At 60.1% G+C, this 5,305-nt stretch carries 3 protein-coding genes and 2 pseudogenes; 2 read left to right on the forward strand and 3 right to left on the reverse strand.

Going from position 1 to position 5,305, the window contains the following annotated elements; genetic code table 11:
- Positions 1–615: 615 nt before the first annotated feature.
- The 3 genes and pseudogenes from LJE91_07885 to LJE91_07895 all read right to left on the reverse strand — a co-directional run bounded on the left by LJE91_07885 (position 616) and on the right by LJE91_07895 (position 2,312).
- Positions 616–951: a hypothetical protein gene (locus LJE91_07885; GenBank protein MCG6868636.1), complete on the reverse strand. Its 336-nt coding sequence runs from the start codon at positions 949–951 to the stop codon at positions 616–618.
- Positions 952–1,610: pseudogene (locus LJE91_07890) on the reverse strand (PEP/pyruvate-binding domain-containing protein). It abuts the gene before it with no gap.
- A 198-nt stretch (positions 1,611–1,808) separates the two neighbouring features.
- Positions 1,809–2,312, reverse strand: coding sequence for a pyridoxamine 5'-phosphate oxidase family protein (locus LJE91_07895; GenBank protein ID MCG6868637.1), 504 nt, complete (start codon positions 2,310–2,312; stop codon positions 1,809–1,811).
- A 480-nt stretch (positions 2,313–2,792) separates the two neighbouring features.
- Between LJE91_07895 and LJE91_07900 the strand changes: the two genes are divergently transcribed.
- Together LJE91_07900 and LJE91_07905 are read left to right on the forward strand one after the other, a co-directional pair.
- Positions 2,793–4,859, forward strand: coding sequence for an amylo-alpha-1,6-glucosidase (locus LJE91_07900; protein ID MCG6868638.1), 2,067 nt, complete (start codon positions 2,793–2,795; stop codon positions 4,857–4,859).
- Between the two features lie 20 nt (positions 4,860–4,879).
- Positions 4,880–5,155, forward strand: a pseudogene (locus LJE91_07905) (glucosidase).
- The last annotated feature ends 150 nt before the right edge of the window (positions 5,156–5,305 follow it).

The raw sequence follows: 5,305 nt of genomic DNA on the forward strand, positions 1-5,305 counted from the left end.
ACTTCGGCCTGGACCGCTTGGTCGATTATCGAACCGATCGTCAACCCCGATTATCGCCACCTCGACGGACAGGTGCGCTCGGCCACCGGCAAGCTCACCCGGCGCCTGGCCAGATTCGCCGCCATGACCCTCGAGCTACTGGTGCTGAAACTGGGCTCGACGTAGATTCCGCGAAGTCAGGTCATCTGACCCTGGCCCATGTCGCGGACAGTGGCGATGGGATCGCCGAACAGCCGGGCGAGTGCGTTCGAGGGAAACAAAGTGCGTCATGGTCGGTTCGATCGCTTGGCACACGAGAACGTCACCGAGGCGAAACCTCTTCAGGTCGTCCGTCGAGCATACAATCCTGACTCGGCCGCTTGCGTGGCCAAGCGATGCAGGCTGGCCCACTAGCTAAGCTGGCGTGCGCGCTCGACCGTCGTGCCCGGGTCAGTTGAGGGCCTTGGGCTCGGCGGGGTGAGCGACGACTGAACAACCTGGAGATCTTTGGCCGATCGAACGCCGTTGCGCGCCTGTCGAATTCGGGGGTTATCCCTGATGGTCATTGCCAGGCTCATCGTCTGGCGGTTGCGCCGAAAAGACACCATATCCTGCCCCTTCAACAAGCCCACAAATTTATAATGGTCTTCCGGACGCCACCATGTCGTTGTAATACAGGCCGGGCTGTCTTACGCCATGGGCCAGGGGGATGAATTCGTCCCAGTAAACACGTTTCCAGTGTTCGAGAGCCTCCGCCCGTTTGTCGATGGCCGCAGCCGGGTCATGGTCGTGTAGCGAATCGAGGTCCTCGACTGCCAGCTGTTCACCTTGGCGTTCGAGTTCCGGAATGCGATGGTGGGATACGCGTACCGCCAGTGCCTTGAGGCGTTTCGCCGCTGGACGAAGGCTGAGATACCAGGGACGGGGGTCGTCCTTCTGCGACGGACGCGTCGTGATTGGCCGAAGCTGCAACTAGGTCAGGCGCTCCCCACGTCCAGTCCACTCAACGTCGGCAGGGCCTTTCAGCAGCGACTCGGCGTTCTTGAGCATTGCCCCAAGGTGCGCGAGGTCCCCGTCGTCCGGCGGCTGCTGACCATCGCTCCGATCGCTGGAGGGGCGTTGGCCGAGCACCCGCCCGGACCCTATTTCGACCAACCAGCGGTCGGGTTCCACGGTCCCGTCAACCAGGTCCGAGCGCCTGCCCGGGACGCATTCGATAACGGCATGGGGCTCGGTTTCTCTGCGAGGATCCCGGCTGAATCCCACACCGGAATGGTGCTCGTCGGCCAGTCCCTGGATCACCACCGCCATCCTGCTCTGCAAGGGAGACAGCCCAAGCCCCGTGCGATACAACAACAGTGCAGCGTCGGACCAGAGTGAAGCCCATACTATCCGAACGGCGTCGAGCAGTGCATTTTCCCGGTGATGCCCACGTCTGACTCATGCAGACCCGCGAAGGACGTTTGACCGTGATCCTCCCCGGGAGCCGATGATCTCACTGCGAGTGGCTGCGTCGGACCGAGCGCGTCCACCGCCTGCCTTACGGCAGCCAGCACCGGAGCGGGCACCTTGCCGACCAGAAATCGGGACCGAATCCTGAGTGCAATGTCCCACATCTCCTCCCAACGCATGAGAAGGGAGCGGTTTACACCCAAGCTCCATGCTAATCGTCAGGTTCAGTTCGTTCTCGTGCAGGAATCGCTCGTAGCATGCAATCGGCAGGCGGTAGCCCCGTGGCACACGAAAACCCTCCAGTTCCAGCTGTGCCAGATGGATGGCCTTCGCGCCAACCTCGGTCTCACCAAGCGTCGGCGCATCGCTCAGCGATATCAACCACCGCGAACCGGCGCCCATTCGCTCACATCCTGAAAACGCGAGACATGCAGGTAACGAGTCACCTCGATGCTCACCAGTGCGGAAGTCGGCGCCTTGAAGAAGCTCCGCAGGTGCACGTGGCGGATTGAGAGGCGGTCAAGGCGATCCTCGTAGTCTGGTCCCTGGTCCACGGACAAGGCCCTGCCCGTTACCGTGACCGCTTCAACGCGGGTGAGATCGTCGCCGTGTGTGGCCCGGCTGTCTACCACCATCGCCACACGTTCACAGGTCGACAGAAGGCGGAATTTGCGGGTGGTGATGGCGGTAGCAAAAAACAACCTTGTCAGGTCGTCGGAGAACGCAAACGCCACTAGCGAGCCGTAGGGTTGTCCGCCGCCCTGGGTGCACAGGACGCCGTACGGTTGCCCCCCGAGCAGCGATCGAATTCGTTGCGGGAGCGTTGGTCTGGCGCCGTCTCTGTCGGGAGCTCGGGACGTTTGCAGCACAGGTTCGTCCAAGGTATCGATACCCTCATATGGTGCCCGATTCGGCACATTAGCACACTTGGGCGTCTCTTCGGGCGCCCGACACCATCGGTTGTTACCTACTGTATCATCCCGTTAAGAGAGCTGATCGGGCATTGTCAACTTGTCAGATCGCATCCAGCATTGCCCCCTATTTCCGATCGTTTCTACCTCATCAGGCGCACGTCACCTGCTGCCAGCTCTCAAAGGTGCGGGAACGAGGTATCCGGTAGTGTGTAGCCCGCATTGTCCCCATCCTGATCCACGGCACACCAAAGGTAATAAGGCGATTGCCGGAAAATGGCATACCAGATCGCGCCGGATTTTCGTTCGTCAGCAAGGCGCTATAACAGGCGCATCGTCGAACTATGGAACGGTTGTCGCAACACAGAGGACGGACGACAAAGACAAGCAGGATGGCATGTCATTTGACAGAAATCGCCTAAGGACAACCTCAATGGCTGAGAGGACGCAATGATGGAATCCAACAGGAACAACAACAAAACCGTAAACCTGTTCGACGTCGGTCGCGGCGACCTCGCGACCTTCGATCAGGCGAGCAAACGCGAATGGCTGGTCACCAACGGTCTCGGCGCCTATGCGGCCGGCACCATCGCGGACGCGAATACGCGCCGCTATCATGGTCTGCTCATCGCTGCACTCGATCCGCCGCTTGGGCGGACCGTGATGCTCGCCAAGCTCGATGCCGTGTTGCACTACTGCGGCTTCGACTACCCGCTGAGCACTAACGAGTTTGCTGACGGGTCCATCGACCCGCATGGCTACCGCCACATTGAACGCTTCCGGCTTGAAGACGGCCTGCCCGTGTGGGAATACGCGTTCAGCGATGCACTCATTGAGAAACGAATCCTCATGCCGCACGGGGAAAATACGACCCTGGTGCGCTTCTGTGTGTTGCGCACGAGTTTGGCCCTGCACCTGGCGCTGCGTCCGCTCTGTACCTACCGCGACTACCACAGCCATACCCACGGCGGCTGGGATTTTCGGACGACAACGAAAGACCAAGGCTTCCGGATCGAGGCCTACGAAGGTGCGCAGCCCTACTACATCATTGCAAGCGGCACGACAAGGGTTTTCCCGGCGCCGGGCTGGTACGGGCAATTCCGTCATCGATTCGAGGCCGAGCGGGGGCTGGACGAGACTGAAGACCTGTTCAGCCCCGGGTCGTTCGAGATCGACCTCGCCGACGGCGATGCGGTTACCGTCGCGATTTCAACCGAGCCGAGGACTGATTTCGACTTTGACAGGGCGCTCACGGTCGAACTGGCACGTCGACAATCATTGATTGAGAGCCTGCCGCAGCCGGTCGACGAGCCTTGGGTCGAACAACTCGTGTATGCCGCCGACCAGTTCATCGTTGCGCGTGGTTCGAAAGAGTCGGCAGATGGACACACTATCATCGCCGGTTATCCGTGGTTTGGTGACTGGGGCCGTGACACCATGATCGCATTACCCGGCCTGACGCTGACAATCGGGCGTTATGACATTGCTAAAAGTATTCTGCTGACCTTTGCGAAACATATTGACCAGGGTATGTTGCCGAACCGCTTTCCAGACCATGGTGACGAACCCGAATATAACACGGTGGACGCGACGCTCTGGTACGTGAACGCCATTTGCGAATACACGCGTCGCAGCGGCAAGCTCGATCTCGCGAAGGAGATATTCGATGCACTCATCGATATCGTCGAATGGCACAGGCGCGGTACGCGCTACAACATTCATATCGATCCCGAAGACGGCCTGCTGTGGGCTGGCGAGGATGGTGTGCAACTGTCCTGGATGGATGCCAAAGTTGGCGATTGGGTCGTGACGCCACGCATCGGCAAAGCCGTGGAGATCAACGCGCTTTGGTACAACGCCCTCATGTGTATCGGCGACCTTGCGACGCGGCTTGGCAAGCAGGCTGTCGCGGCGGAGTTCACAAGTACCGCTGAGCTCGTATCGGGCAGCTTCTCGCGATTCTGGAACGAGGAGCGTGATTGCCTGTACGACGTCATCGAAGGACCTGTCGGAATCGAGAAAGAGGACGGGCGACTATACGACGCAAGCGTAAGGCCCAACCAGCTATTCGCCGTGTCGCTGCCTCACAGTCCTCTCGACGCAGTACGACAACGCACCGTCGTGGATACCTGTGCCCGCCGTCTCGTAACCTCCTACGGGCTTCGTAGCCTGACAAAAGATTCTAGTGAATACGTCGGTCACTATGGCGGGGGTCAACTTGAGCGCGATGGCGCGTACCACCAGGGCACGGTGTGGGCCTGGTTGCTGGCGCCGTTCGCCGACGCACACTTCCGTGTCTATGGCGATGCAAAGCGGGCGCGATCGTTCCTACGGCCACTCGGCGGACACCTGCGCGAAGCCTGCGTCGGTTCCATCAGTGAGATATTCGACGGTGATGCGCCGCATCAGGCGCACGGCTGTTTTGCGCAGGCCTGGAGTGTCTCCGAAACACTACGTGTCTGGACAGAGCTCGGTATCCGGTCCAACCAAGCCGACAACAAAGGGAAGCGAAGATGAACCAACGGTCATCACGAGCAATCACCGCTGCAGGGCAACGCCTTCTTGAACAGAAATCCGGTGAGGCCGACTGGCAGCGCTGGGGCCCCTATCTGAGCGAGCGCCAGTGGGGCACCGTGCGAGAAGACTACAGTGAGGGTGGGGCCGCCTGGGACTCCTTCCCCCACGACCACGACCGCAACCGTGCCTACCGCTGGGGCGAGGACGGCCTTGCCGGGCTGTCCGATGACCAGCAGCTCCTTTGTCTGGCCCTGGGGCTGTGGAACGGCAAGGACCCCATCCTCAAGGAGCGTCTGTAGGGCTTGACCAGCCCTTTCAAGGTGGTAACCCATTGTTATGACAGGGAGTTATCCTTGAGCCGAATGTGACCCGCCCTCCAAGGTAAGGCAAGAGTCCATATCTTGGAGAAACTCAAAACAGGAATCTGATTACCGAATAGTCTCACA

It is taken from the genome of Gammaproteobacteria bacterium, assembly GCA_022340215.1.
Classification (GTDB): Bacteria; Pseudomonadota; Gammaproteobacteria; order JAJDOJ01; family JAJDOJ01; genus JAJDOJ01.

What these genes read in the sequence shown, in the direction of transcription:
- LJE91_07900 (MCG6868638.1), top strand. Translation starts at nt 2,793, where the DNA reads ATGATGGAATCCAACAGGAACAACAACAAAACCGTAAACCTGTTCGAC.